Source organism: Microvirga sp. 2TAF3, from assembly GCF_052114965.1.
Classification (GTDB): Bacteria; Pseudomonadota; Alphaproteobacteria; order Rhizobiales; family Beijerinckiaceae; genus Microvirga.
Map to the genome: position 1 here is coordinate 112,869 of NZ_JBFRFT010000006.1, position 25,873 is coordinate 138,741.

General features: G+C 64.4%; 19 protein-coding genes and 1 tRNA gene. 12 read left to right on the forward strand and 8 right to left on the reverse strand.

Features of this window, described 5'->3' with window-relative positions; translation table 11 throughout:
• Positions 1-22 precede the first annotated feature (22 nt).
• The 3 genes from AB4Y97_RS08380 to AB4Y97_RS08390 all read left to right on the forward strand — a co-directional run bounded on the left by AB4Y97_RS08380 (position 23) and on the right by AB4Y97_RS08390 (position 6,790).
• A complete protein-coding gene (locus AB4Y97_RS08380) occupies positions 23-3,661 on the forward strand; it encodes a FecR domain-containing protein (protein ID WP_441998569.1) in 3,639 nt (1,212 codons plus the stop codon).
• A 110-nt stretch (positions 3,662-3,771) separates the two neighbouring features.
• On the forward strand, positions 3,772-5,754 hold the full coding sequence (locus tag AB4Y97_RS08385; RefSeq protein ID WP_441998570.1) for a CHASE2 domain-containing protein: 1,983 nt from the start codon (positions 3,772-3,774) through the stop codon (positions 5,752-5,754).
• A gap of 148 nt (positions 5,755-5,902) precedes the next feature.
• Positions 5,903-6,790: a cation diffusion facilitator family transporter gene (locus AB4Y97_RS08390; protein WP_441998571.1), complete on the forward strand. Its 888-nt coding sequence runs from the start codon at positions 5,903-5,905 to the stop codon at positions 6,788-6,790.
• Between the two features lie 95 nt (positions 6,791-6,885).
• Here AB4Y97_RS08390 and AB4Y97_RS08395 read toward each other — a convergent pair whose 3' ends face one another.
• The gene (locus AB4Y97_RS08395) at positions 6,886-9,375 is read right to left on the reverse strand and encodes a sensor domain-containing protein (protein ID WP_441998572.1); all 2,490 of its coding nucleotides are present in this window, start codon (positions 9,373-9,375) and stop codon (positions 6,886-6,888) included.
• A 575-nt stretch (positions 9,376-9,950) separates the two neighbouring features.
• Between AB4Y97_RS08395 and AB4Y97_RS08400 the strand changes: the two genes are divergently transcribed.
• Complete coding sequence (locus AB4Y97_RS08400; protein ID WP_441998573.1) at positions 9,951-10,823, forward strand: outer membrane protein; 873 nt, start codon at positions 9,951-9,953, stop codon at positions 10,821-10,823.
• 885 nt (positions 10,824-11,708) lie between these two features.
• On the opposite strand, the gene AB4Y97_RS08405 is transcribed toward AB4Y97_RS08400, so the two are convergent.
• The 5 genes from AB4Y97_RS08405 to hemC form a co-directional block, all read right to left on the reverse strand.
• Positions 11,709-11,784: transfer RNA gene (locus AB4Y97_RS08405), tRNA-Thr, on the reverse strand.
• Between the two features lie 94 nt (positions 11,785-11,878).
• On the reverse strand, positions 11,879-13,465 hold the full coding sequence (locus AB4Y97_RS08410) for a heme biosynthesis HemY N-terminal domain-containing protein (RefSeq protein WP_441998574.1): 1,587 nt from the start codon (positions 13,463-13,465) through the stop codon (positions 11,879-11,881).
• 13 nt (positions 13,466-13,478) lie between these two features.
• Positions 13,479-14,810: a COG4223 family protein gene (locus tag AB4Y97_RS08415; RefSeq protein WP_441998575.1), complete on the reverse strand. Its 1,332-nt coding sequence runs from the start codon at positions 14,808-14,810 to the stop codon at positions 13,479-13,481.
• A gap of 90 nt (positions 14,811-14,900) precedes the next feature.
• Positions 14,901-15,599: a uroporphyrinogen-III synthase gene (locus tag AB4Y97_RS08420; protein ID WP_441998576.1), complete on the reverse strand. Its 699-nt coding sequence runs from the start codon at positions 15,597-15,599 to the stop codon at positions 14,901-14,903.
• Positions 15,599-16,525: a hydroxymethylbilane synthase gene (hemC, locus tag AB4Y97_RS08425; RefSeq protein ID WP_441998577.1), complete on the reverse strand. Its 927-nt coding sequence runs from the start codon at positions 16,523-16,525 to the stop codon at positions 15,599-15,601. The genes AB4Y97_RS08420 and hemC overlap by 1 nt, the downstream gene beginning before the upstream one ends.
• A gap of 180 nt (positions 16,526-16,705) precedes the next feature.
• Between hemC and tsaD the strand changes: the two genes are divergently transcribed.
• The 7 genes from tsaD to AB4Y97_RS08460 all read left to right on the forward strand — a co-directional run bounded on the left by tsaD (position 16,706) and on the right by AB4Y97_RS08460 (position 23,123).
• Positions 16,706-17,761 (forward strand): tRNA (adenosine(37)-N6)-threonylcarbamoyltransferase complex transferase subunit TsaD, encoded by a 1,056-nt coding sequence (tsaD, locus tag AB4Y97_RS08430; protein WP_441998578.1) that lies wholly within the window; start codon positions 16,706-16,708, stop codon positions 17,759-17,761.
• On the forward strand, positions 17,758-18,333 hold the full coding sequence (locus tag AB4Y97_RS08435) for a GNAT family N-acetyltransferase (RefSeq protein WP_441998579.1): 576 nt from the start codon (positions 17,758-17,760) through the stop codon (positions 18,331-18,333). Before tsaD ends, AB4Y97_RS08435 begins: the two co-directional genes overlap by 4 nt.
• 15 nt (positions 18,334-18,348) lie before the next feature.
• On the forward strand, positions 18,349-19,332 hold the full coding sequence (locus AB4Y97_RS08440; RefSeq protein ID WP_441998580.1) for an NAD(P)H-dependent glycerol-3-phosphate dehydrogenase: 984 nt from the start codon (positions 18,349-18,351) through the stop codon (positions 19,330-19,332).
• A gap of 8 nt (positions 19,333-19,340) precedes the next feature.
• Positions 19,341-19,754, forward strand: coding sequence for an EVE domain-containing protein (locus tag AB4Y97_RS08445; protein WP_441998581.1), 414 nt, complete (start codon positions 19,341-19,343; stop codon positions 19,752-19,754).
• 284 nt (positions 19,755-20,038) lie between these two features.
• Positions 20,039-21,991 (forward strand): acetate--CoA ligase, encoded by a 1,953-nt coding sequence (gene acs, locus AB4Y97_RS08450; protein WP_441998582.1) that lies wholly within the window; start codon positions 20,039-20,041, stop codon positions 21,989-21,991.
• A gap of 200 nt (positions 21,992-22,191) precedes the next feature.
• Positions 22,192-22,455, forward strand: coding sequence for a DUF6356 family protein (locus AB4Y97_RS08455; RefSeq protein WP_441998583.1), 264 nt, complete (start codon positions 22,192-22,194; stop codon positions 22,453-22,455).
• 161 nt (positions 22,456-22,616) lie between these two features.
• Positions 22,617-23,123 carry a L,D-transpeptidase gene (locus AB4Y97_RS08460; protein ID WP_441998584.1) on the forward strand — a complete coding sequence of 169 codons (507 nt, stop codon included), beginning with the start codon at positions 22,617-22,619 and terminating at the stop codon, positions 23,121-23,123.
• Between the two features lie 64 nt (positions 23,124-23,187).
• Here AB4Y97_RS08460 and AB4Y97_RS08465 read toward each other — a convergent pair whose 3' ends face one another.
• Positions 23,188-24,486 (reverse strand): class I SAM-dependent methyltransferase, encoded by a 1,299-nt coding sequence (locus tag AB4Y97_RS08465; protein WP_441998585.1) that lies wholly within the window; start codon positions 24,484-24,486, stop codon positions 23,188-23,190.
• Between the two features lie 122 nt (positions 24,487-24,608).
• Complete coding sequence (locus AB4Y97_RS08470) at positions 24,609-24,845, reverse strand: DUF1674 domain-containing protein (protein ID WP_441998586.1); 237 nt, start codon at positions 24,843-24,845, stop codon at positions 24,609-24,611.
• A 102-nt stretch (positions 24,846-24,947) separates the two neighbouring features.
• Between AB4Y97_RS08470 and htpX the strand changes: the two genes are divergently transcribed.
• A complete protein-coding gene (htpX, locus tag AB4Y97_RS08475; RefSeq protein WP_441998587.1) occupies positions 24,948-25,871 on the forward strand; it encodes a zinc metalloprotease HtpX in 924 nt (307 codons plus the stop codon).
• Positions 25,872-25,873 lie beyond the last annotated feature (2 nt).

Genomic DNA, 25,873 nt, shown 5'->3' on the forward strand with positions numbered 1-25,873 from the left:
GTAACCTTTATAGCGGCTTCCGATGCCATCCCGCTTTCTCCGCCTTCTGACGGTAACCAGCGCAGCCGCACTCGGCTTCACCGACGCTCTTGCGCAATCCCCCGTGCCGCGCCCGACGCCCATTGCCGGCTCGATCGTGGCCACCAAGGGCGGCGAGGAATTGCGCTTCATCCGGGAGGAGCGCTGGCGCGCCGCCGAGGTCAGGCAGGATGTGATCGGCGGCGATGTGCTGCGCACCAATACACTCGGCAACCTGGCGATCCTGTTCGCGGACCGGACGCAGATTCGCGTCGGGCGCAACTCCACCCTCACCGTGAACGAGGTCGCAGGCGCTGACGGCGGCACGACAGAACTCAGCCTACAGGCCGGCACCATCTGGGCCCGCGCGGCGCGCGGCGGCACAGGCGTCGACGTGAAGACGCCGGCAGCGGTGGCGGCCATCCGCGGCACCGACTGGTCTCTCTCCGTAGACGGTTCGGGCAAGACCGCTCTCGTCGTTCTCGAAGGCGTGGTGGAACTGCGCAACGCGCAAGGGTCGGTTACCGTCCGGCAGGGCGAGGGAGCGGTGGCAGCCATCGGACAGGCACCGACGAAATTCATCCTCGTGAATTCCAACGACCGCGAACAGATGCTGTTCTATCTCACGCTGCGGGATGCCTTTACCTGGCTTCCCGCAACGCCGCTCAAGGGCCCGGCCCTGCGGGTCGAGCGGGCGCGGATCGAGGCCATTCCCACCGATGCCCGGCGGGCGGAAGACTGGCTGAGCCTCGCCGAGGCCGCCCTGTCCCTCGACGGGCGGGCCGTGGCGGCAAAGGCCCTTGCCGAGGCCAGGCGCCATTCCTTGAGCGGAACACAGCGCGCCCGCGCAGATCTGGTCGAGGGCATGCTTCTGGGTGCGCAGCGTCGCTGGAGCGAGGCGGCTTCCCTGTTCGCCCGCGCGGAAAAAGGTCTCGACACGAAACGCCGCGTCAGCGCAGCCTATGGCCGCTATATCGCGGCATCGCTTGCCGATCCGAAACGGGCCTACCCCGAGCCGAGGATCGGCACCGACGATGCGAATGCGGCGCTGGCCCGCGCCTTCGTGCTCGGCTTCCGGCAGGATCTGAAGGCTGCGGCCGAGGCGGCAAGAGCGGCCGAGAAGCGCTTCCCGCAGGATACGCGCCTTGCCGTCTTCTCGGCCCAGATGTCGCTCGCCCTGAACCATCGCGACGAGATGCGCCGGTCGGTCGAGCGCGCCCGCGCCGTCGATCCGAGCGACCCGACCGTGCTGCTGGCGAGCGGCGTCGTCAGGGGCGACATCGACGGCGAGGTCAAAAGGGCGATCGAGGAATTGCGGCAGGCCGCCGCTACGGCGCCGGGCCAGTCCGACATCTGGAATATGATCGGCCTCTTCGAATCCACGCGCGACGCACCGCTCGCCGCCGAGGAGGCCCTGCGGCGGGCCATCGCGGAGGACCCGGACAGCCCGGTCGCCTATGCCAATCTTGCGATCGTGCTGCTCGACCAGAGCCGCGTCGAGGAGGCGAAGGCGCTGATCGACAAGGCGCTCGCCATCGATCCCGCTTTCAGCACCGGCTATATCGCGCTCGGGCGCTACCTGCTCCAGAAGGGCGAAACAGCGAAGGGACTGGAGGCGATTCTCGCGGGCTCGACAGCCAACCCGGCTTATTCCCAGGGGCTGCTTGCCACCGCCATCGCCTATTACCAGAGCGGCGACGACGATCTCGCCATGCAGGCGCTGGACAATGCCGACAGGCTCGATCCGAACGACCCCATCGTCTCGATCGCGCGGACGGCGATCGCGCTCGATCAGTATCGCGCCGATGAGGCGATCCTGAGCGCGCGTGAATCCGTACGCCGCTTCCGGTTGCGTGGCGGGGACTTCGCCGGGCTCGCCGTGAACCGTCAGGCCGGCTCCTATCCGGCGCAGGCCTATCGGTTTCTCGACCTGAACGAATGGGCGCGCTTCTACGGCGACCGGGTTTTCGACCCGTTCACCGCATCGAGCTATTTCGACCAGGCCGTCGCCCGTCGGCCGAACCTGCTCACCACCCAGCCGAACACGTCCTCCATTCAAGGCAACGATACGGATCTGACGGCTTTCACCCTGACGGTCCAGGGCCTGTTCTTCGATCCGCTTGCCGTTTCGAGCCGCGTCGGCCGTCAGGATCTCCTGCGTCGCCCGTTCATCGATACGGAGGTGGGCGGAAGCCTGATCGTCAGGGACGGCAAGGTGGGCTGGGGAGCCGACGGCACGGTTCAGGGCTTCTCGAACGAACCTCTTCCGACCGCGTTCTCCCTGTCCGCCGGGCGCGTCAGAACCAATGGGCGAAGTGCGATCGACAAGGAGGAAGCAGACAATGCATCCCTCTTCCTGGGTATCGCGCCGACGGCGGCGGACCGTTTCCTGATCTTCGGCTCGGCGGCGAAAGCGGAGCCGCCTCTTGCGCGCATCGACACGCCGGTGCGCTCCTTCGCCGGCAACCAGGAACTCACCACCATGCAGGCGGGCGCTGGCTGGAGCCACAGCTTCGCCGACAGGAACGTGTTGACCGCGGCGGTCTATGCCAATCGCGGCCTCGACCACCGCGACATCGATGCGGCAAGCGCCGATTTCTTTCCGCTCATCATCGCCCAGCGGCAGCGCAACATGACGCGCACCGAAGGCGCCGTCGCGGCGGTGAACCACACCATCGGCTTCGGCGACTTCACCCTGCGCTACGGATTCGAGGGGCAGACCGGGCGGGTTTTCGCAAGCACCTTCGGAAGGGGTATCGTCTACAACGCGCAGACCGGCGAGAGCGAGCCTGTCGATACGGCGGACCGGACCGATACGGATTTCAGCGCCAACAGGCTTTATGTCGACACTTTCTGGCGTCCCTCCGACAGGTTCGAGATGCAGGCGGGCGTGCAGCGGACCTTCACCGATATCGGCAGACAGCCCTCCGATACATCGGTCTCTCCGCGCCTCGGCATCGGCATCTCGCCCCTCGAAGGACATTGGCTGCGAGCAGCCTATCGCCGGGACGGCGACCTGCCGCTCGCCTTTACCCTGGCGCCCGTGACCACGGTCGGCCTCGTGCCCAACGCCCTGCCGCTCGCCCTCGGCGGCCGGATGGACACATTGGCCCTGCGCTGGGATGCGGAATGGACGCCGCATGTCTTCACCGCCGTCGAATATCAACGACAGGACATGCGTGACCTCGACCTTCCCGTATCGAACACCTTCGATACCCTGGCGATCGGCAAGGCACGCATCGAGCGACTGGCGGCCACGGCCAATCTCTGGCTCGGCTACGGCATCGGCGTGTTCGGGACCGTGGGCATGACGTCCACCGAGATCCGCTCCGACGAAGCGCTTGGTCTCGATGTGCCCTTCATCTCGGGCCATTTCGCACGCGCCGGCTTCACCTTCGTCCATCCGAGCCGGCTCAAATTGACCCTGGTGGAGACTTTCGTCGGCGACCGTACGGGCGATCTCACCGGCGTAAAGCTCGACGATTACTGGACCACGGATGCGGCCGTGACCTGGGAAACGCCGGACCGGCGGCTTCTGATGGGATTGACGGTCCTCAATCTGTTCGACCGGAATTACGAACTCGCGCCGGGCATTCCAGGGCTGGGACGAACCTTTGCGGCAACCTTGAAGGCACGGTTCTAGAGCGTGATCAGCACAAGCGGAATCCGGTTTTGCGTCCGAACACGCTCTCCCCTCATGAAACGGCGCACGATCCTGTCGCCGGACCGTGATCATCCAGCGGATCATGCGCCATGGTGAACGGCAACGGGACGGCTCCGGCAGAGCAGGATCAGGACCCAAGAAAGGCGATCCGCCATTACGCCATCGCCTTCCTCATCGCCGCTCTTCTGATTCCGGTCTCGTTCTTCCAGCCCTTTCACTTCGTCGAGGCGCGGCTCTACGACCTGTTTTCCACCATCGCGCCGCCACGCCCGCCACAGCCGGGCACTGTCATCGTCGCCATCGACGAGCCGTCCCTTTCCGAGATCGGGCAGCGATGGCCCTGGCCGCGCAATCTTCACGCGCAGCTCATCGAGAAACTCCGGGCGGCGGGCGCGAAGGTCATCGCCCTCGATATCATCTTCGCCGAACCCTCGACGGAGGAAGCCGACCGCGCACTCGCGGCATCGCTCGGACCCGATGTGGTGCTGGCGGCAGACGATGTCACGACCCCGCTCGATCAGGGCACGCAGACGACGCGGGTCAATCCCATCGATGCCTTTTTGAATGCAGGTGCGACACCCGGCATCACATCGGTCGATCTCGACGGCGACGCCTATCTGCGTCGCATTCCTTCCATCCCCGACAGCTTCGCAGCAGAAGCGCTTCGTCTCAGCGGGGAGCCCCCGCAGCCCGCGCCGGAGAATGCGCTCATCCAGTATTTCGGCCCGGGCCGAACCTACCCGACGGTGTCATACTATCAGGCGCTCGATCCGCAGGAATTTCTGCCGCCGGGCCGGTTCAAGGACAAGATCGTCCTCGTGGGGTTGAGCCTCAAGGCGGCAACCTCGCCCGATAGCGGCGCGCCCGATGCATTCGCAACTCCCTATACGCTTTTCAGCGAAAGCCTCACCGCCGGCGTCGAAGTGCATGCGACGATTCTCGACAATCTGCGCCACGGACTTTACGCGGTGCCCGTCTCGCGCCCCACCATGGCTGGGCTGATGATCGCGGCGGCGTTTCTCGCCGCTTCCCTCTGCCGGAAAGGTGTCTCCTGGCGCACGGGCCTTTCGGCGGTCTTCGCCATTTCTCTGCTTCTCATCGGTGCCTGGGCCCTGTTGCGCTTCGGCCGCCTGTGGGCGCCCCCTGCCCTGCCCGTTGCGGCGACGCTCGGAGTCTTCGGCGCGCGCTTCGGCCTCGACTACGCCCATGAGCGACGGATGCGCCATGCGGTGTCGGAAGCTTTCTCCCGTTATCTGTCGCCGGATCTCGTTGCGCAGCTGGCCCGCAACCCTTCGGCGCTCAAGCTCGGCGGCGAGCGCCGGAATCTATCGGTTCTGTTCTGCGACGTGCGCGGGTTCACGAGTCTGTCGGAAAGATTGAAGGATGAGCCCGAACGCCTCACCACTCTCATCAACCGCCTGCTCGATCCGCTCTCGGAGGCCGTCCTCGTCGAGGGCGGCACCATCGACAAATACATGGGCGATTGCGTGATGGCATTCTGGAACGCGCCTTTGCCGAGCCCGGATCATCCCTTGCGCGCGGTGCGCGCGGCATTGCGCATGATGGAGGCGGTCGGCACGCTGAACGGCATCCTGCGGGAGGAGGACGGCGACCTTGCCCCGGCCTTCGCCATCGGGGTCGGCATCAACACGGGCGATTGCGTGGTCGGCAATGTGGGCTCGCGCTGGCGTTACGATTACTCCGTGCTCGGCGATACGGTGAACCTCGCCTCGCGCCTGGAGAGCCTGTCGAAGGAATACGGCGTATCGCTGATCCTCGGCCCTGCAACGGCGGACGCGGTGCGCGAGCATTACGTTCTGATCGAGCTCGACCGGATCGCGGTGAGAGGGCGGTCAACGGAATCGGCCATCTTCACCATCGTCGCGCCGGTGGCGCGCAGCGGGGATCCGGAATTGATCAAGCTCCAGGATATGCATGCCCGCCTGCTCACACGCATGCGCGCCGGACAGGAAGAGGAAGCCCTGGCCCTGATCGAGAAATGCCAGGCTTTGGCGCCATCCTTGAGAACCTATTACGAGCGCCTCGAATCGCGCCTTCTGAAGAATGTCTGAGGCTTTTCCGGGCTTGTCGACGGCGGATTCGCCGGGCGCGCTCCTGCAAGCTATTTGCAAATAGAAACAAAGACTTGCTCGCGCGGCAATGGGCTCTATAAGGTCGCCCTGAACCCCCGATCCCTTACCGGCTTTTCACTGTGACACGATGGACAAGCTCCAAAAACTTGCCATTGGCAGCATTTTCATCGGAGCTGTCGTTTTTGCTCTGAAATACGCTGCCTATTACATTACGGGCAGCATCGCGCTCTACTCGGATGCCCTTGAGAGCATCATCAATCTCGTGACGGCGGTGGCGGCCCTGCTGGCCATTCGCCTGAGCGCCCAGCCTGCCGACCAGAACCACCCTTACGGGCATCACAAGGCCGAGTATTTTTCAGCAGTGCTCGAAGGCGTGCTGATCATCGTCGCCGCGCTGATGATCCTCCGCGAGTCCTATTATGGGCTCATGAATCCCAAGGTCCTCGACATCCCGATGGAAGGCCTTGCCGTCAATGCGCTGGCAAGCTTCATCAACGCCGTCTGGTCGTGGATGCTGATCCGCGAAGGCCGCAGGCTCCGCTCACCGGCCCTGACGGCCGACGGCCGCCATCTTCTGACGGACGTTTATACATCCGTCGGGGTTCTGGCCGGCCTTCTCTTCGTCCCGCTCACGGGCTGGCACTGGCTCGATCCGGCGCTCGCGGCGGTCGTGGCCGTCAACATCCTGTGGTCCGGCTGGGACCTGATGAAGGAGAGTATTGGCGGCCTGATGGACGAGGCCGTGCCGGAAACGGCCTTGAAACGCGTCCGCGACGTGATCGCGCTGAATGCGGAAGGCGCCATCGAAGCGCATGATCTGCGCACTCGTCACGCCGGACGCGTGACCTTCATCGATTTTCATCTAGTGGTGCCCGGCGCGATGAGCGTCACGGATGCCCACGACATCTGCGACCGGCTGGAGCGGGCGCTGAAATCGGAAATCGACGACGCCCTGATCACGATTCACGTGGAGCCGGACAACAAGGCGAAACACGCCGGAATCGTCGTCCTGTAGGGACATTCACGATCGGCGGATCAAGGCCGAAGCAAAACCAGCTTTCCGGTTTCTCTGGTGAGAATGCGTCTCATCCGGAGAGGATTGAGCATTTTTCATGAACCGGCATCCATGGAGGATGCCCGACTTTGCAAAAGCGCTCGTACCTGCAGGGTCGTCGCCAGTTCGTCCGGGGCAAGCGGCGGACAGAAGAAGTATCCCTGCGCCTCCTCGCAGCCCTTGTCCATGAGCCAATCGAGCTGTTCCTGTGTCTCGACGCCTTCGGCCACCACTTTCTTTCCAAGTGCCTTGCCAAGGGCGAGCATCGCATCCACGACCACGGCGCCCTGCGGTGAAGCCACGTCGTGGATGAAAGACCGGTCGATCTTCAAAGTGTCGATCGGCAGCCGATTCAGATAGGAGAAGCTCGAATAGCCCGTGCCGAAATCGTCGAGCGACATGGCAAATCCCGCATCCTTCAACAGATTCATGCAGGCAGTGATGCTCGGTCCGGGCTCGACCAGGGTGCTCTCCGTAATCTCGAGTTCGATCTGAGACGGATGAACGCCGTACTTCGCCGTCATGGCGAGGAGCGACGGGTAGAAATCCTCCCGCCGCGCCTGCACGGGCGAGACGTTCAGCGCCACCGTCAAACCGCCGAGATCCGTCCCCGCCCAGCTCTTCAGCTGCTGACAGACCCGTTCGATCACCCACCATCCTATGGGCATGATCAGCCCCGTTTCTTCGGCGATGCGGATGAAGCGGGAGGGGGCGATCAGCTCGTCCCGATTCCGCAACCGCACGAGCGCCTCGACACCGACAGCTTTGCGCGACGAAAGATCCATGCGCGGCTGATAATGAAGCTCGAAACTTTCGGTCCGGACCGCCTGCCTGAGCATCGCCTCGATGCGCGTTCTCTCCCGGGCCCTGTCATTCATGCCACGCGAGAAAAACTGATAGCTGCCTCTACCGTTCCGCTTCACCTCGTAGAGCGCCACATCGGCGGCCTGCATGAGCGTGTCGCTGTCGCGTCCGTCATGGGGATAAAGGCTGATCCCGAAGCTGATTCCGACATTGACCGGCTGGTCCACCCCGGCGAGGTGAAAAGCCTCTGCGATCGACGTGATCGCTCGCTGCGCGACGGTCGCCACGACAGAGGCGTCCGTCACGTTGGGCAGAAGAATGCCGAATTCGTCGCCGGCCCAGCGACTTACCATATCGCTGTCCCGCACGCAGGCGCGCAGCCGGCTCGCCGCCTCCTTGAGCAGTTGGTCCCCGGCACCGTGGCCGAGCGTATCGTTGGTGAGCTTGAGACGATCGAGATCGCCGAACAGAACCGCCACGGACGCCCCGCTGTGACGCGTCTGAGCGATCGCCTGTTCGAGGCGCGTCTTGAACAGGATCCGATTCGGGAGATCGGTAAGGGTATCGTGGTGAGCGAGATAGGCCATCTGGGCCGTGAGCGTCCGCTGCTTGGTGACATCGTGAAACACCAGCACATGACCGACCACCTCGCCCAAGCGGTCGCGGATTGGAGCGGCCGTCTCTTCGATCGGGATCGCCACGCCGTCCCGACGCACCAGCATTGTGTTCGCGGCCTGCCAGCCCGACCCATGCAACACGAACCGCTCCTCTTCGATTTCCTGCGGCCGAGGAAAGGAGAAGATTGCATCGTCATTGCGGGAGACGATGGTGAACAATTCATGCAGCGGTCGGCCTTTCGCCTCTTCGGAAAGCCAACCGATCATGTTCTCCGCAGCCGGATTGAGAGACGTGACAGCTCCCTTTACATCCGTGGTGATGACGGCATCGCCGATGGAACGCAGCGTGACCTGGGACAGTTCATGCTCCCTGAACAGCCTGTCCTCCGCGATCTTGCGATCCGTGATGTTCTGGACCTGCGCAACGACGTGCAGAGGCGCACCATCGAAATCTCGAACCAGAGATACGTTCAGGATCGCGTGGATCTCATGCCTATCCTTGTGGATGTAGCGCTTTTCCATCGTGTAAGCGACCCGTGTCCCAGCCAGCATGTCCTTGAAGGAACGAAGATCTGCGGCCAGATCGTCCGGATGCGTGATGTCCTGGAAGGACAAAGTGTCGAACTCGGCTTCCGTATAGCCCAACATGATGCAGAGCGCGGGATTGACCTGGAGGATGCGTCCCTCAGGGCTGACGATGGCCATGCCGATCCCTGCCGACTGGAACGCTCCGGCAAAGCGCGCCTCGCTTTCCTTCAACCGCAACTCGAGGCGATGGCGCTCGCTGATATCCGACACGAGGACAAAGAAACCGCGGATCGTGCCGTCCTCCGCGCGGTCGGGCGAATAGCTGCCCTGAACATAGCGGGGACCGGTCGCGGTAATGAGGCTCTCCTCATAGAGGATAGGCTCGCCGGCAAGGACGCGCTCGATAAACGGCTTCAAACGCGTGTAATTGCGATCGCCGACAACGCTTCGGATCGTTTGGCCTCGGATCGACAGTGGGTCGACCCCATACCAATCCTTGTAGGCGTTGTTGTTGAAAAGATAACGTTCATCGCAATCGACATAGGCCATCAGAGCCGGAACGTTATTGAGAATTGAAATTCCGAGAAGTTTCGACAAATGTATGGTTCTGCTTGAAGGTCGGCATGGCGGAACTTTACAGGATGGCGTAGCGGAAACTCAAATGATTGTTTGCCATGGCCTCACAACTCGCATGTGATGATTGAGCAAGTTTTTCTGTAATCCGCCGAGCGTTACCCTATCGGATTTCAAGGAAACATCGCTTAAGCGAGGGGCCATCCAATTCGGCAGAAATTGCCATGGATTGCGCGGGTTCTTAATCCGGCCGACACTTGCCTATGCCAGGCGCCACGTTGAGACGCTGAGCAAAGCACTTGGTTGCTGTCAAAAAGAACCTGTCCCATTGCTAGGACAGGTTCAGTCATCTCCTCGTCTTTCGGAGTGTCGCTCCAAAAGCATCTTACGTTAAGTCATACGGCCAAGCTGCAGTCAATTTCCATTGCCGGCAACCATACGAAAGAGCCAAAAGGCTTTCTAATTAATCTAAAGTATTACTACTTTAGAGACAGATAAAAATTCTACAAAACCTGCACGTGTTGCACCGTGGCAATAGCTATTTTTAATATTCATCTCCTATTATCCCTTCGTGAATCCTCTTGAAGGAACCCGAACCTATGAAAAAGCTCGTTGTTAGCCTTCTTACCTGTACGGCAACCATGGCTCTTGCTGCCACCGCCGCAACGGCTGCCGACCTCCCGGTCCGAGCCGCTCCTCCGGTCATTGCCCCTATTCCGATCTTCACCTGGACGGGCTTCTATGCCGGTGTGAACGTCGGCGGAGCCTGGAGCAACAATAACAATCATGATGATTTTGGCGGCAGTGTCTTCATCCCTGCCGGAACGTTCCCAGGGGCATTCGCCACGACATCCGGCACGCTCTCGGGATTTGGATTCGGCAACGGAGGCAACCAGAGCGGCTTCACCGGCGGCGGCCAGGTCGGCTACAACTATCAGGTCGGCTCGTTCGTCATCGGTGCGGAGACCGACATTCAGGGCATCGCCACGGACAATAACAACAACGACTTCTTCGGCTTTACGCCGACCTTCGCCGTTTTGACGGGCCCCGGCCTGCCACCCGGCACGGTCGTCGTCCCGAGCGGCGGTCTACGTGGCGTGGACTGGTTCGGCACGGTGCGTGTCCGTGCCGGTGTGGCCTTTGACCGCTGGCTGGTCTATGCCACGGGTGGTTTCGCCTATGGCGGCGGCGGTGGCGGCAACAACAATTTCTGCGGCGGCTTCGTCAATTGCAGCAACGACGATACCCGCACCGGATGGACGGCCGGCGGCGGCGTCGAATATGCCTTCACCAACAACTTCACGGCACGTGTCGAAGGTCTGTGGGTTCAGTTGGACAATAACAACAACCGCTTCGCCGGCACGACGTTCGATCCCGTCACCAGAGCGCTCTTCGTGGGCGGCGGCAATCGCGGAGACCATGAGTTCGGCGTGGTTCGTGCCGCTGTAAACTACAAGTTCAGCACTTACTAACTAAGTCCTGTCGCGTTCACGATGGAAAAGGCCCGGGCTTGCCCGGGCCTTAATTTTTTGGAGCAGGCGGTATCGATGTCACCATCGACTGATGGTGGTTTCGGTCTCAAAGAGCGATGCGGTCTGATCGGGCGCTCAATAGCCGCCCTGGGTTTCGCGGAGCCAACGAAGATTGGGGTAACCGGCGGCGGTGCATACGGGCGGCCCCTGAAGGCATGAGGGCCAAAGTTCCGGGCCGGCAGCATAAGGACCGCTAGGCACTCCAATGGCGCCGGTGACGCCAGGTTCATATGGAACCACGGCGCGTTGTCCATAATAGACGCGCCTTCCAGAATATTGCCTCGGAGCTGACGCGACTTGGTGGGCCGCTTGGTCTTTCTGAAGAAACGCCTGCATTTCGTCCGGCGACAAAGCTTCGGCGGCTAACGCGGCCGATGCAGAACCTGCACCAACCACCACGACCGCTAAGGTTGTGAAGATGAATTTACGCATGGGAGCCTCTTTCTGAAGGGCAACGAGTCAACGTCACCTGCGAAACCCACGTTCCCCATCCACGGCCAGAATCCAGGCTCGTCACCATAGTGTGAAGGGAGCCGACGATTTCACGCCGAGGGTCAAGATCGACGGGGAATCCTCGGAGCGGCGATCCATTCATGCCTGCAGCCTGATTGCCGGACCGTCTCATCTCGAAAACCAGACGCCGGAAGCCTGCTCGCCCACAGGAGCGACAGGAGAGCGCTGGCGCATGAGGATCGGCCTGACTCGATGAAGACCCGCCGGAATCGCGCCGTCTTCATGCGAGCTAGGACTGCAAAGCCGTGACATCGTCTAGCAAGACCGAACGAGCGATCCGCAACACCGACTCATTGTCATTGAGGAGAAGAATGGTGCCGCAAGAGGGATTCGAACCCCCGACCCCCTCATTACGAATGAGGTGCTCTACCAGCTGAGCTATTGCGGCGTCACGATCATGCGATCAGAGAGCGCGACCTCATAACCTCAAGGCTAGCGCTTGGCAAGGGACGATTGCCGAAGATGGCGCGGCATCGATCGCCTCACCATATCGAGAAGGCTCCGCGGCGGGCGGGAACTGCTTCTTCCTTCGGCCTGGGGACGTCCGGCGGCGTCGCCGGAAAGACGACCGGTTCAGGCCGCGGCGGGGATGCATTGTCCCTCATCGGCGTCGCCGACGGGCTTGGCTTCGCCTCCTCTTCGCTCTCCGCGATGGCGGGGCGGCCTTCCGAGGCCGGCTGGACAGGGATATGTGACACCTCCTCGGTCGCTGCGACGGGCAGAGCCTTGGGCTCGTCGTCGAGATCGGCGGTCACATCGTCGCTCATGGCGATTTCGGGGGCCACGAGCACATCGGGAGGCGCCTGCCAGACGAAGGCATCGAGGCGGCCCGTAACGGGCGAGATCGGCGCCCATTGGTCGGACACGACCCCGTCCGCGATCCAGGCGGGATCGCGCGGCGCGCGCGTGGCGCGGGCAAGCCATTCCCGTCCGCGGCCGGTCGCGCCGTGCTCGGCCTGCTCCAGATCCGACATGAGCAGGCAGACACGCATGGACGGGCGCTCGACCAGGAGAGGCTGGAGGGCAGCGCGGGCGCGGGCGAATTCGCGCGCATCCAGAGCGGCGCGAGCCACGGCGAGCCGTCCTTCCGGCGCACCGTTGGAGAGCTTCATCAGGGTCTCGGCGCGCTTGAGCCGGTCGAAGGCCGAATCGCCGGGGCGCAGGTTGAGATAGACTTCCGCAAGATCCGGGTGGGGGTGGCTGCGCCAGGCCGTCTCCACCACCTTGGCGGCGCGGCGTAGATCCCCCTTGTCCGACAGGATACGCCCGGCAAGGGCGGCGGCCGGGATCAGCGTCGGCGCGAGTTTCAAGGCATCCTGAGCGCTGTTCAAGGCGCCCTCCCGGTCGTGCTCGACCCGGTCGAGCGCATCGGCCGTGAGGAGCACGGCCCGATGGCGCTTCGCCGTAGGCTTGTCGAGAAGGCCGAGCGAGGCCCGGCGCTCCACGGATTCCAGCGCTCCGCGCCAGTTGCGTTCCGCGCAGCGTGCCTCGAGAACCGCATCGCTCGCCCAGGTGGCGGCGGGCGCGAGCCGGACGGCCTCGGCGGCATATTCGCGGGCCGCCAGGGCATCGCCGCGACGACGGGCCTCGACGAACAGGCCGCGCAGGCCGAGCACGCGGGTGTCGTCTTCCTCCATCATCTGGGTGAAGGCAGCTTCGGCCGCCGCCCGGTTGCCGGACACCTGGGCCGCCTGCGCCTTGAGGAGAAGCGTCAGCGGCTCATGGCCGAGAAGCCGCTCGGCCTCTCCGGCATAACGGCGCGCGGCGATCGGATCGCCCGCGCCGACGGCCACCATGCCCCGCGACACGGCCTGATAGCCCCGTGCGCGACGCCGCGCGCGGGAGGCGAAGGTCAGGCGGGAGGGAAGACGCAAGATCGTGGTCACTCCGGCCCAGAGCAGCGCCAGGATCAGGGCGATGGCGGCCAGGGCAACCGCGGCGACCGCCACCGAGGTCTGCAGCTCGTAGCCGCCGAAGGTGACGAGGACGGTGCCGGGACGATCGGCGAGCCAGACGGCGCCGAAAGCCGCGACGCAGAGAAGACCGATGAAGACAAGAGCGCGCCACATGCTGGCCTGATCCTTATTGCTGCGCCGGACGATTGAGGGCGGCAAGGGCATCCTTGGCGAGGGCCTGGGCGGCCACATCGGCTTCGGCCCGGGCCTTCGCCTTCCGCCCCCATTCCTCGGTGATCCGCCGCGACGGTTCAGGCAGGGCCGCCCAGGCGGCCACCGCCTCCGGCACATTGCCCCGTTCGAGCGCCTGATCGATACGGGCGACGAGGCCCGGCACGCCGGTGGAGCCCGGCTCGTTTACCGGGCGGATGGTCACGATCCGGTCGGCCATGCGCCAGAACCGGTCGGTCCAGCCGCCGGCCGCCGCGCGGTCGTCGCGCAGGATCGCAGCGCTCAGAGACTTGAAGCTTTGCGAAAGTTCCGCCGCCGTCGGCGCTCCCTGCTGCGCGAAAGGCTCGAGCGGAGCCAGGCGCCCGGAATCGCTCTCGATCTTCCTGAGAGCCGCAAGCACGTCGGCATAAGGGACACCCTGACGCAGGGCATCGTTCAGGCGCTCGGTGAGAGAGATGCGGATCGCGGCAAGCGTCGTGTCGTCCGGACCTTTGGCGACCTCCTGGGACAGGGTCGCAAGGCGCTGGTCGTTCTCGGCCACGCGGCTGTCGAGATTCTGCACCGATTGCTGCAGGGCCTGCGCCGATTCGGCACTCTGCTGTGTCCCTCGCGTCTGTGTCCGGACCTGTCCTTCCAGGGCGGCGAGACGATCGGACAGGTCCTTCAAGGCCGCATCGTTTTGTGGAGCCGATGTCTGAGGCACCGGCCGGTTCATCGCCTCGTCGGCCCGTGCCGCGGCCTGCTCCGCCGCGCCCTGGGCGGTTTGCAGGCGCTGATCGACGGAGGCGCGGGCCTCCTCCAGCGCCTTGATGCGGCTGTCGAGCGCCTGGGTATTGGCCGGCTGGCCAAGAGCCGAGATGCGCTGCTCGATCCGGGTCAGGCGCTGGTCGTCCTGGACCGGCGTCCGCCAGCTCTGCAGACCGTAGACGAGGCCGGCTCCAACAAGTCCGCCGAGCAGGCCCGCTCCGATCAGGGGACCCGGCGACGTGCGCCGGGGCGGCTCCGCCGGAGGTGGCGGCGGAGGCGGAGGGGGGTTCGAGGCTGCGGGCTTTGCGTCGATCGTGTCCGATTCCGGCTTCGCCTCGATCGAATCCTTGCCAGGTCCTGAATCAAGCGAGGCTTCCGATTCCGCCATGGCCTCCGTCACGAGCCGCTCGACCTCGTCCGGTGCCTGCTCCGCATGCTGCCCGTCGTCGAGCACCGTCGCCTCGAGATCGATCGTTGCCGGCTCGCGCCGGGGCTTCTTGCGGGAGGATTTCGAAGCTTTGGAATCAAATGAATCGGTCACGGGTCACTCTTGATATGCAAATGAGGCAAGCTTGAGCGCGGCCTTTCGTTCCCTTTTAAGGAGAGATCGTAAAGGAAGAGATCATAGGCGTCACGGGAGCGTAGCCAGAAGCGCCAGAAGCGCATCCTCATCGGGCCGCGACGCGGCAAGCGTCGGAATTCCAAGGGCTTCGAAGGGAGCAGCCACATCGTCCGAAAGGCACAGATGCAGGACGGTCCGAAGGATAGATGTCAGGCCTGCCTCCTCTGTCAGCCGGATGAAGAGCTCCGTGCTCCGCCGGGAATAATGGAGCGCGGCATCGATCCGACCAGTGCGCAGGGCCTCGACGGCGGCAAGAGAAAGGTTCTCGACAGCCTCGGCCTCATAGGCTTCCCATTGCTCCACCCGGAAACCGGCGGCGCGCAACGAGGCGGCCGGTTCATCCTTGTGATGCCGGGCGGTGACGTGCAGCAGGGACCTGCCGGGCTCGAGGCGGCCGCGGATCAGCGCGGAGAGGGATTTCGCATCGCCCTCCGCCACCGCAATGGACGTAAATCCCGCCTCCCGTACCGCGCCGGCGGTGCGCTCGCCGACGGCGAAGACGGGGTAATGCTTGTCCCTCAGGACTGCCAGGGCCGGGCCCGCATGGATACTCGTGACGATGAGGGCATCCCAGGACCCGACGGGCTTGGGGTCGTCCGTGGACACGATCCGGGTGACGGGAGCGAGGATCGCCTCGTGGCCCAGGTCCGCAAGCCGTCCGGCCGTACGTTCGGCGTCGTCCTGCGAGCGTGTGACGAGAATCCGCATCAGGTATCGAGGAATCCGGCCGGCATGCGGGAGCGCAGATCGAGTCCTGCCTCGTGGCCCAAGGCGGCGGCATCGGCGGGAGCGCCGCGCCGGATGACCTCGAGAGCATCCGATCCGTCGGGCCGCAGCACGAGGCCGCGGATTTCGAGCTCGCCGCCGACGAGCCTAGCATGGCCCGCAATCGGCGTGCGGCACGACCCGTCGAGAACCGTGAGGAACGCCCGCTCCGCAGCGAGCGCATAACCGGTCTGCGCATCGAGAATCAGCCGCAGCATCTGCAGGACCCGCTCGTCCCCCGCGCGGGCGGCGATGGCGATGGCACCCTGCCCCACGGCGGGCAGGAAATCGTCGGTGTCGAGAATGGCCGTGACATGGTCGGTCAACCCGAGCCGCCGCAGCCCCGCCATGGCGAGAAGCGTGGCATCCACCTCGCCGCGATCGAGCTTCGCCAGCCGCGTCTCCACATTGCCGCGAAGCAGCACGACCTTGAGATCCGGCCGCAGGCGGCGCACCTCGGCCTGCCGCCGCAGGGAGGCGGTGCCAACCACCGCACCCTCCGGCAGATCGCGGAGGGATTTCGCCCGCCGGCTGATGAATACATCGCGCACGTCCTCACGCGGCAGATAGCCCGCGATCACGATGCCCTCCGGCAGGACGGTCGGCAGATCCTTGGCGGAATGGACGGCGAGATCGATGGAGCCTTCGAGAAGCGCGATGTCGAGCTCTTTCGTGAACAGCCCCTTGCCCCCGGCCTCCGAGAGGGCCCGGTCCTGAATCGTGTCGCCCGTCGTCTTGATGAGTTGCAGCGGCAATTGTTCGGGCGCAAAGCCATGAGCGGCGCCAAGGCGCCTTTGCGTCTCATGGGCCTGGGCCAGCGCCAGAGGGCTGCCTCGCGTTCCAATGACCAGGGCGATTGAATCGGCCATTCTGACTGTCTTCTCCTGTCGAATGAGATCGGTGTTTGATCTTGTATGGCGGGGCGGACTATAGGGGGAGGACAGGCGGGCCGTGAAGCCCGAAAGATCAGCTTAAGAGCATGATCCGGCAAAGTGGGAACCGGTTTGCCGAAGAGATCATGCTCCAACCGAACCACAGCTTGAACGATCATGCGCATTCTCGGGATTGAGACGACCTGCGACGAGACCGCTGCCGCCGTAGTCGGCGTGGGCTTCGACGGACGCGGCGAGATCCTCTCCAATGAGGTTCTGAGCCAGATCGCCGAACATGCCCGCTATGGCGGCGTGGTGCCGGAGATCGCGGCCCGGGCCCATGTGGAGGTGGTCGACCGCCTCGTCGCACGGGCCCTGAAGAACGCGAACTGCACCATCAACGACATCGACGGCATCGCCGCCGCGGCGGGCCCCGGCCTGATCGGCGGCGTGCTGGTGGGCCTCACCACCGCAAAGGCCCTCTCCCTCGTCACCCGCAAGCCGCTGATGGCCGTGAACCATCTGGAGGCGCATGCGCTGACCGCGCGCCTCACGGACGGCATCGGCTTTCCCTATCTCCTGCTGCTTGCCTCGGGTGGGCATACCCAGCTCGTGGCGGTGAAAGGCGTCGGCGATTACGTGCGCCTCGGCACCACCATCGACGATGCCATCGGCGAGGCCTTCGACAAGGTGGCGAAACTGCTGGGCCTGCCCTATCCCGGCGGCCCGCATGTGGAAAAGGAAGCCGCAAAAGGCAATCCGGAACGGTTCAACCTGCCCCGCCCGATGATGGGCAGGCCCGAGCCGAATTTCTCCCTCTCGGGCCTGAAGACCGCCGTGCGGCTGGAGGCCGAGCGCATCGCGCCCCTGACCCAGAGCGACGTGGCCGATCTCTGCGCCAGCTTCCAGGCCGCCATCGTCGACGCGGTGGTGGACCGTACCCGCGTGGGCCTGCGCGCGTTCCGCGACATCGCGGGCCATCCGACCGCCCTCGTGGTGGCGGGTGGCGTTGCCGCCAACCAGGCCATGCGCCAAGCCCTGCAGCGCCTTGCGGTCGAAACGGGCCTGCGTCTGATCGCCCCGCCCCTGTCCCTGTGCGGCGATAACGGCGCGATGATCGCCTGGGCCGGGCTCGAGCGCCTGCGGCTCGGCCTGATCGACGATATTTCCGCCCCGGCCCGCGCCCGCTGGCCGCTCGATTCGAGCCGCGACGAAGCCGGAGCGAAGGCATGATGCAGCCCTGCCCGGACGAAATCCGCACCGAGCGCCTGATCCTGCGCCGCTGGCGCGACACGGATAGGCCCGGTTACGCGCGCCTCAACGCCGATTCCCACGTGATGCGCTTCTTCCACAAGATGCGCACCCGGGAGGAGAGCGATACGGAAGCGCAATGGCTCGACGACCGCTTCGCACTCGACGGCTTCGGTCCCTGGGCGGTGGAAGCACCCGGTATCGCCGACTTCATCGGCTTCGTTGGAATCTGGCGCATCGTGCGCGAACTGCCCTTCACGCCCGCCGTCGAGATCGGCTGGCGGCTCGATCAACCCTATTGGGGCAAGGGCTATGCGGTAGAAGCCGCGAAGTCCTCTCTGAAGGATGTCTTCAGCCGCACCGATCTTGCCGAGATCGTCGCCTATACCGCCGTGCAGAACGAACCTTCCCGCCGGGTGATGGAAAAGCTTGGCATGGTGTATGACCCGGCCGATGATTTCCCGCACCCCGCCGTGCCCGAGGATCATCCGCTTCGAATGAGCGTGCTCTACCGCTTGTCCCGGCACGCGTTTCTCGCATCCGATCCGTCGTAAGTCCGAGGCGATCTTATGGGAACGATCGGCATCGCCGGAGCCGGAGCCTGGGGCACAGCCCTTGCGAATGTCGCGGCCCTGGCCGGCAACGACGTGATTCTCTGGACGCGAAGCCCCGAACAGGCGGCCACCCTTGCCGCCACGCGGATGAACGAGCGCTTCCTGCCCGGCATCCGCCTGCACGAGAGCATCCGGCCGACCTCCGCCCTCTCCGACCTTGCCGGCGCCGAGGCCGTCCTTCTTGTCACGCCCGCGCAGACGACGCGGGAGATGGCGGCGGCCCTTGGCCTCATGCTCCCGCGCGAGACGCCGCTCGTGCTCTGCGCCAAGGGCATCGAGCGTGAGACCGGCGCTTTCCTTTGCGATGTGGTCGAGGCCGTCCGTCCCGGGGGGGCCGTGGCCGTGCTCTCGGGACCGAGCTTCGCCGACGACGTCGCGCGGGGCCTGCCGACCGCCGTGACGCTCGCCTGCAAGGACCCGGTTCTTGCCGAGACCATCGCCACCGCTCTCTCCGGCCCGACTTTCCGCGTCTATCACCGCACCGATGTGCGCGGCGTCGAGATCGGCGGAGCGGCCAAGAACGTGCTTGCCATCGCCTGCGGCGCCGTGGCGGGGCGGGGCCTTGGCGAGAGCGCCAAGGCGGCCCTGATCGCGCGCGGCTTCGCCGAGCTTCTGCGCTTCGCCCGCGCCTATGGCGGCGAGGCGGAGACGCTGATGGGACTCTCGGGTCTCGGCGATCTCGTGCTGACCTGCTCGACCGCCCAGTCCCGCAATTTCGCCTTCGGCATGCGCCTCGGCCAGGGCCTCTCCCCCGAGGCCGCCGCCGGCGGCAAGCTGGTGGAGGGCGCGGCCACCGCGAGCGCCCTCGTGACGCTGGCGCGTGCGAAGAACATCGACATGCCCATCGCGGAAGCGGTCGAGCGAGTGCTCAGCGGTTCCTCGACCATCGACCAGGCCGTCGACGCCCTGATGAACCGTCCGATCAAATCCGAGCATTGAGGAGAACTATGGCTCACTGGCTCTACAAGTCCGAACCCTCTGTCTGGTCCTGGGACGCCCAGGTCGCCCAAGGGGACAAGGGAACGTTCTGGAGCGGCGTGCGCAACCACGTCGCCAAGCAGAACATGATGGCGATGAAATTAGGTGAACAGGGCTTCTTCTATCACTCCAACGAGGGCAAGGCCGTTGTCGGCATCGTCGAGGTGATCAAGGAGTACTACCCCGACCATACGGATGAGACCGGCAAGTTCGGCATGGTCGACATCAAGGCGTTAAAGCCGTTCAAGCGGCCTGTCACCCTCGACGAGATCAAGGCCGAGCCCAAGCTCAAGGACATGATCCTCGTCAACAATTCCCGCCTCTCCGTACAGCCGGTGACGGACGCGGAATGGACCCTCATCTGCAAGATGGGCGGATTGTAGGGAATCTCTCGCTGATGCCCTGCCTCTTGCCATTCCGGAGCCGCTCAACAGTTCCGAAATGATCGGCAAAAACGCAATAAACGACCAAAGTCCGATGTGCCTACGCTTGCCCGGGGCCTCGCTCTTTCCGTAAAGCTAGAGGCAACGAGCGCATCGTGCGGAAAAGTGGTCCCTACTTTTCGCACCGGACGATGCGCCTTGATCGAGGAGAGCATCGGATAATTCCAAAAGCGGAATCCACTTTCGGGTCCGATGCTTTAGGTACGAAGTCTGGGAGAAGCGCCATGCAAGACAAGTTCTACGACGTGCCACCGGAATGGAGCCGCCGCGCCTATCTGGACGATGCCGGTTACCAGGCGAAATATGCGGCTTCCGTCAAGGATCCGGACGCCTTCTGGGCCGAGGAGGCCAAGCGCATCCACTGGTTCAGGCAGCCGACCCGGATCAAGAACACCAATTTCGGCCCCGGCGACGTCTCGATCCGCTGGTTCGAGGACGGCACCACCAATGTCGCCTATAACTGCGTCGACCGGCATCTCGAGACCCGAGGCGATCAGGTCGCGATCATCTGGGAAGGCGACGATCCTTCCCAATCGAAGAAGATCACCTATCGCCAATTGCATGACGAGGTCTGCCGCATGGCCAATGTCATGCGCAACCGCGGCGTGAAGAAGGGCGACCGGGTCACGATCTACATGCCGATGATCCCGGAAGCGGCTTACGCGATGCTCGCCTGCGCGCGGCTGGGAGCGGTCCATTCCGTGGTGTTCGGCGGCTTCTCGCCCGATTCGCTCGCCGGGCGCATCGAGGATGCGAAATCGGCCTTCGTCGTCACGGCGGACGAGGGCCTGCGCGGCGGGCGCAAGGTGCCGTTGAAGGACAACGTGGATGCCGCCATCGCCAGCGTCGGCGGCGTCGATCACGTGCTTGTGGTGCGCCACACCGGCTCAGCCATCAACATGGTCCCGGGCCGGGACGTCTATTACGACGAAGCCGCGCAGATGGTGACCACCGAGTGCCCGGCCGAGGAGATGAATGCGGAAGATCCGCTCTTCATCCTCTACACGTCAGGCTCGACCGGAAAGCCGAAGGGCGTGCTGCACACGACCGGCGGCTATCTCGTCTACACGGCGATGACCCATCAATACGTCTTCGACTACCATGACGGCGACGTCTATTGGTGCACGGCCGATGTGGGCTGGGTCACGGGCCATTCCTACATCCTCTACGGCCCGCTCGCGAATGGCGCGACCACGCTGATGTTCGAAGGCGTGCCGACCTATCCGTCGATCTCGCGTTTCTGGGACGTGATCGACAAGCACAACGTCAACATCTTCTATACCGCGCCGACCGCCATCCGCTCCCTGATGCAGGCGGGCGAGGAGCCGGTGAAGAGGACCTCGCGCAAGTCGCTTCGCCTTCTCGGCAGCGTCGGCGAGCCGATCAATCCGGAAGCCTGGGAATGGTATTACCGCGTGGTCGGCGACAGTCGCTGCCCCATCGTCGATACCTGGTGGCAGACCGAGACCGGCGGTATCCTGATCACGCCGCTTCCCGGCGCGACCAAACTGAAGCCGGGCTCGGCCACCCGCCCCTTCTTCGGCATCGTGCCTCAGGTCGTGGATTCGGAGGGCAAGGTGCTGGAAGGCGCGACCGAGGGCAATCTCGTCATCGCCGATTCCTGGCCGGGCCAAATGCGCACGGTCTATGGCGATCATGAGCGCTTCGTGCAGACCTACTTCTCCACCTATCCGGGCAAGTACTTCACCGGCGACGGCTGCCGCCGCGATGCAGATGGCTATTACTGGATCACCGGCCGCGTCGACGACGTGATCAACGTCTCCGGCCACCGCATGGGCACGGCGGAGGTGGAATCCGCCCTCGTCGCCCATCCGAAGGTGTCGGAAGCGGCGGTCGTCGGCTATCCGCACGACATCAAGGGCCAGGGCATCTACGCCTATGTCACCCTGATGGCGGGCGAAACGCCCTCCGAGGATTTGCGCAAGGAGCTCGTCGCCTGGGTGCGCAAGGAGATCGGCCCCATCGCCTCGCCGGACCTGATCCAGTTCGCGCCCGGCCTGCCCAAGACCCGCTCGGGCAAGATCATGCGCCGGATCCTGCGCAAGATCGCCGAGGACGAGTTCTCGAATCTCGGCGACACCTCGACGCTCGCCGACCCGGCCGTCGTCGACGATCTCGTCACCAACCGCCAGAACAAGCGGACACAAGCTGCCTAACGGCTTCGCCGATCACGCAAGAACGTCGTCCCGGGGCCGCACAGGCGGAGCCCGGGATCGTCCGTCGGGTCAGGCGCCTGTCCCAGCATGCGATCCCGGATCGCCTATGGCGTCCGGAATGACGGTGTCGGCCGAAGCCCTCGGCTCTTGAGCCTTTGAGTTTCGAACATTACGATGGACGCTTCCACAAGGAGTTCTCCATGTCCTTGAAGCGGCTGTTCACCGAACATCCCGACTCCGTCGGCGAGACCTATTTCGAGCATATGGGCGTCGCCCTCGGCTTCGCCTGGCCGCTCCTCGGCGCGGGCCTGGCTGCTCTCGTCCATGCCTTCCTGCCCTTCCTGTGCGTGACCACAGCGAGCGCCACGGTGAAGCGGCTTTATGCGCGCATGACGAACCGCGCGCCGCGACCCGCTCCGCAGGTCGCGAAAGACGGCATGCTGGCCTGGGATCCGGTGATCTGATGTTTCGATAACCGGTGAGGCAAGTGGAATTCGGTCGGCCGCAAGGATCTTGCGGCGAAAGAATACCCACTGAGTACCCCCTTCGCAGGATTATCCTCTAAGATCAGGAACACTCACCGCTCCTTTTGCGTCTCGACCCTATACGGCAGGAGGATCGGGACATGGGCAGGCGGATGGTCGTCGTCATCGCTTTGGCAACGGGCGTCATCGGTCTTAGCGGCGTGGCACAGGCCCGCGAGCTAGTCCCCTTCTCCGGAGCCGCAGCCCCCGGCACCATCCTGATCAGGACGGCGGAGCGGCATCTCTATTACGTGCGTAACGACGGCACGGCCCTGCGCTACAAGGTTGCCGTGGGCCGTCTCGGCAAGCAATGGTTCGGCGAGGCGCGGGTCGACGGCAAATACGTTCGACCGGCCTGGTCGCCTCCCGATGAGGTGAGGCGCGACAACCCGAGGCTTCCGTACGTCATTCCCGGCGGCGCGCCGAACAACCCGATGGGGGCTCGCGCCATCACCCTCGACCGCGGCCAATACGCCATTCATGGCACCAACCGCCCGAGCTCGATCGGCACCTACGCATCCTATGGCTGCATCCGCATGTTCAACGAGGATATCGTGGATCTCTATGAGCAGGTCGGCGTGGGGACGCGAGTGGTGGTGGAGCGGTGACGGGACTATCCGCTGCCATTCCGGGGCGCCGAAGGCGAGCCCGGGATCCGTGGCCAGCAACATCTCATCGATACAAATCCGCCCGGCTCGACGGCACGCCGGATGGCCCGCGCGTGCGCTTGGAGGCGAGGGTCTGGTTGACGCCGATCACGCCGCGCTCGAAGCCGAGCGACACGCCCGCGAGATAGAGAAGCCAGGCGCGTGTCGTCTCGGGGCCGACCTCGGCTTCCGCCGCCGCCCGATTCGCGCTCAGGTTCTCCCACCACAGGCGCGTGGTGCGCTGGTAGTGCTCGCGCCAGGCCTCCACGTCGTGCACCTCGAAGCCGAAGCGTTCGAGATTGGACACCGACATGCCGAGATGGTCGAGCTCCGCGCCGGGGAAGATGTAGCGCATGATCGCCTTGGCTTCGGGCTTCAGGCGGCCGAAAGCCTTGTCCGAGCGCTTGGCCCGCCGCGCGATGGTGTGATGGAGATACAAGCCCCGCGGCCTCAGCAACCGATGCACGGTCTGGAAATAGGTGGGGTGGTTGGCGATCCCCACATGTTCGAACATGCCGATTGAGGAGATCTTGTCGAACTCGCCCTCCATCTGGGTGAAGTCCTTGAGGATCACTTCGACCCGGTCCTGAAGGCCGAGCCGCGCGATCTTCCCCCGCGCGAGCGCCGCCTGCTCCTCGGCGAGCGTCACGCCGGTCGCCTTGACCCCGTAATGCTGGGCCGCATGGCAGATCAGGGCGCCCCAGCCGCAGCCGATGTCGAGCAGGCGCTCTCCGGGCTTCAGGCGCAGCTTGCGGCAGATCATGTCGAGCTTGTCCCGTTGCGCGCGGGCGAGATCGTCGTGCCAGTCCGGTTGGAAATAGGCGCAGGTATAGACCATCTCCGGATCGAGGAAGAGCCGGTAGAAGTCGTTCGACACGTCGTAGTGATAGGCGATGTTCGCCTTGTTGGTGGATGGCTTGCCGTCCCGGGAGCCGGTGCCCTCCCTCGGCCGGTCGAGGGGGCGCGGCATGTCGGCGGGCGCGCGCAGGAAATGATAGGCTGCCTTGAGGGCCTTCAGCTTGCTCACGCTCTTCAGGCGGCGTCCCGCCTTCTGGGGACGCTGATCCGCGAGATCGAAGATGGTGCCGTTCTTCAGGTCCAGCAGGCCCGCCACATGGGCGTTGACGACCGTATCGAGCTTCGGGCGCCGCAGGAGGGCAGCAATCACGTTCTCGCGCCTGATGACGAGGCGCATCGCATAGGAAGGCAGATCGCGCGGTACCGTCGATCCGTCCCACAATTCAAAGCCGAATTTCAGATCGAGCGCACGATGCGCCTCTTCAAGAAGATTCCGGAGAATCTCCAGCCGCCCCGCCCCGTTCATGGCCCCTCCCATTTTAAAAACACCGTAACGGGAGGTTGCTTGAGGGACAATTATTCGTTTGGAGCCTGCCGGACGAAGGATGAGACGGCTGGCACAAATGTGACATGGGCGCCGCGGAAAACTCAAAAGTCGGTAGCGAGACCCTTGACCTCCCAATCCTCGTAGCGGACCGGCTCGAGACCACCGCGGCCGCGATGTTCCTTCTGCTTTGCCAGTTCCGCAGCCTTCGCGTCGATCTCCCGACGGCGCGTTGCCGCTTCCTTGAGCGCCCGTTCGGCCGCGGGAGAGAGGGTTTTGCCGGGGGCTGCGCCTTCGAGGGGACTATCGAGGCTTGTGTCGGGGGTGTCGTTCGTGCTCATGAAGCGCCTTATGCCAGTTCTGCGGGCCTCTTGCGAGATCTTGGAGCGGCCTGAACCATCCCCACATAGGGATAGCCCGATCCCTACGACGTGGAGACCGCGATGAACACCGTCAAGACCGCCATGCTGCTGGCAGCGCTGACCGCCCTTTTCGGGGTCGTCGGCTACATGCTCGGCGGTGCGACCGGCATGATGATCGCGCTCGGGATTGCGGTCGCGACCAACCTTTACGCCTACTGGAATTCGGACCGGCTCGCGCTTGCCGCCTATAACGCGATCGAGGTCGACGAGCGCACGGCGCCGGATCTCGTCCGCATGGTGCGGGAACTCGCCAACCGCGCGGGCCTGCCGATGCCGCGGGTCTACATCATGCAGAATCCGCAGCCGAACGCCTTCGCCACCGGGCGCAACCCGGAGAACGCGGCGGTGGCCATCACTACCGGTCTTCTCGACATGCTCTCGCCCGACGAGGCGGCGGGTGTGATCGCGCATGAGCTGGCCCATATCAAGAATCGCGACACCCTGACCATGACGGTGAGCGCGACCATCGCCGGCGCTATCGCAAGTCTCGCCCAATTCGGAATATTCTTCGGCGGGCGCGGCAACGACAGGCCCAACGCCATCGTCATGCTGCTGACCGCCATCATCGCGCCGCTCGCCGCCATGATCATCCAGATGGCGATCAGCCGCTCGCGCGAATATGACGCCGACCGGATGGGCGCGGCCATCGTCGGCCAGCCGCTGGCGCTCGCATCGGCGCTCGCCAAGATCGCGGGCGGCGTGGCACATGTGCCCAACATGGATGCGGAACGCCATCCGGCGACCGCACCGCTTTTCATCATCAACCCTCTCTCGGGCCGTGGCATGGACAACCTGTTTTCGACTCACCCGGCGACCGAAAACCGGATCGCCGCCCTCCAGGCCCTGGCCCAGGAAATGGGCGCCGCCGCGCCGCAGGCCGGCTTTACGCGCACGGCCCCGTCGAGCCCGTGGAACTCTTCCACCCGTCGCGGTCCCTGGGGTTGAGC

What these genes read in the sequence shown, in the direction of transcription:
- AB4Y97_RS08455 (WP_441998583.1), top strand. Translation starts at nt 22,192, where the DNA reads ATGTCCTTGAAGCGGCTGTTCACCGAACATCCCGACTCCGTCGGCGAG.
- tsaD (WP_441998578.1), top strand. Translation starts at nt 16,706, where the DNA reads ATGCGCATTCTCGGGATTGAGACGACCTGCGACGAGACCGCTGCCGCC.
- AB4Y97_RS08420 (WP_441998576.1), bottom strand. Translation starts at nt 15,599, where the DNA reads ATGCGGATTCTCGTCACACGCTCGCAGGACGACGCCGAACGTACGGCC.
- AB4Y97_RS08390 (WP_441998571.1), top strand. Translation starts at nt 5,903, where the DNA reads ATGGACAAGCTCCAAAAACTTGCCATTGGCAGCATTTTCATCGGAGCT.
- AB4Y97_RS08400 (WP_441998573.1), top strand. Translation starts at nt 9,951, where the DNA reads ATGAAAAAGCTCGTTGTTAGCCTTCTTACCTGTACGGCAACCATGGCT.
- AB4Y97_RS08465 (WP_441998585.1), bottom strand. Translation starts at nt 24,486, where the DNA reads ATGAACGGGGCGGGGCGGCTGGAGATTCTCCGGAATCTTCTTGAAGAG.
- AB4Y97_RS08445 (WP_441998581.1), top strand. Translation starts at nt 19,341, where the DNA reads ATGGCTCACTGGCTCTACAAGTCCGAACCCTCTGTCTGGTCCTGGGAC.
- AB4Y97_RS08385 (WP_441998570.1), top strand. Translation starts at nt 3,772, where the DNA reads ATGGTGAACGGCAACGGGACGGCTCCGGCAGAGCAGGATCAGGACCCA.
- AB4Y97_RS08435 (WP_441998579.1), top strand. Translation starts at nt 17,758, where the DNA reads ATGATGCAGCCCTGCCCGGACGAAATCCGCACCGAGCGCCTGATCCTG.
- AB4Y97_RS08410 (WP_441998574.1), bottom strand. Translation starts at nt 13,465, where the DNA reads ATGTGGCGCGCTCTTGTCTTCATCGGTCTTCTCTGCGTCGCGGCTTTC.
- AB4Y97_RS08460 (WP_441998584.1), top strand. Translation starts at nt 22,617, where the DNA reads ATGGGCAGGCGGATGGTCGTCGTCATCGCTTTGGCAACGGGCGTCATC.
- acs (WP_441998582.1), top strand. Translation starts at nt 20,039, where the DNA reads ATGCAAGACAAGTTCTACGACGTGCCACCGGAATGGAGCCGCCGCGCC.
- AB4Y97_RS08470 (WP_441998586.1), bottom strand. Translation starts at nt 24,845, where the DNA reads ATGAGCACGAACGACACCCCCGACACAAGCCTCGATAGTCCCCTCGAA.
- AB4Y97_RS08380 (WP_441998569.1), top strand. Translation starts at nt 23, where the DNA reads ATGCCATCCCGCTTTCTCCGCCTTCTGACGGTAACCAGCGCAGCCGCA.
- hemC (WP_441998577.1), bottom strand. Translation starts at nt 16,525, where the DNA reads ATGGCCGATTCAATCGCCCTGGTCATTGGAACGCGAGGCAGCCCTCTG.
- htpX (WP_441998587.1), top strand. Translation starts at nt 24,948, where the DNA reads ATGAACACCGTCAAGACCGCCATGCTGCTGGCAGCGCTGACCGCCCTT.
- AB4Y97_RS08440 (WP_441998580.1), top strand. Translation starts at nt 18,349, where the DNA reads ATGGGAACGATCGGCATCGCCGGAGCCGGAGCCTGGGGCACAGCCCTT.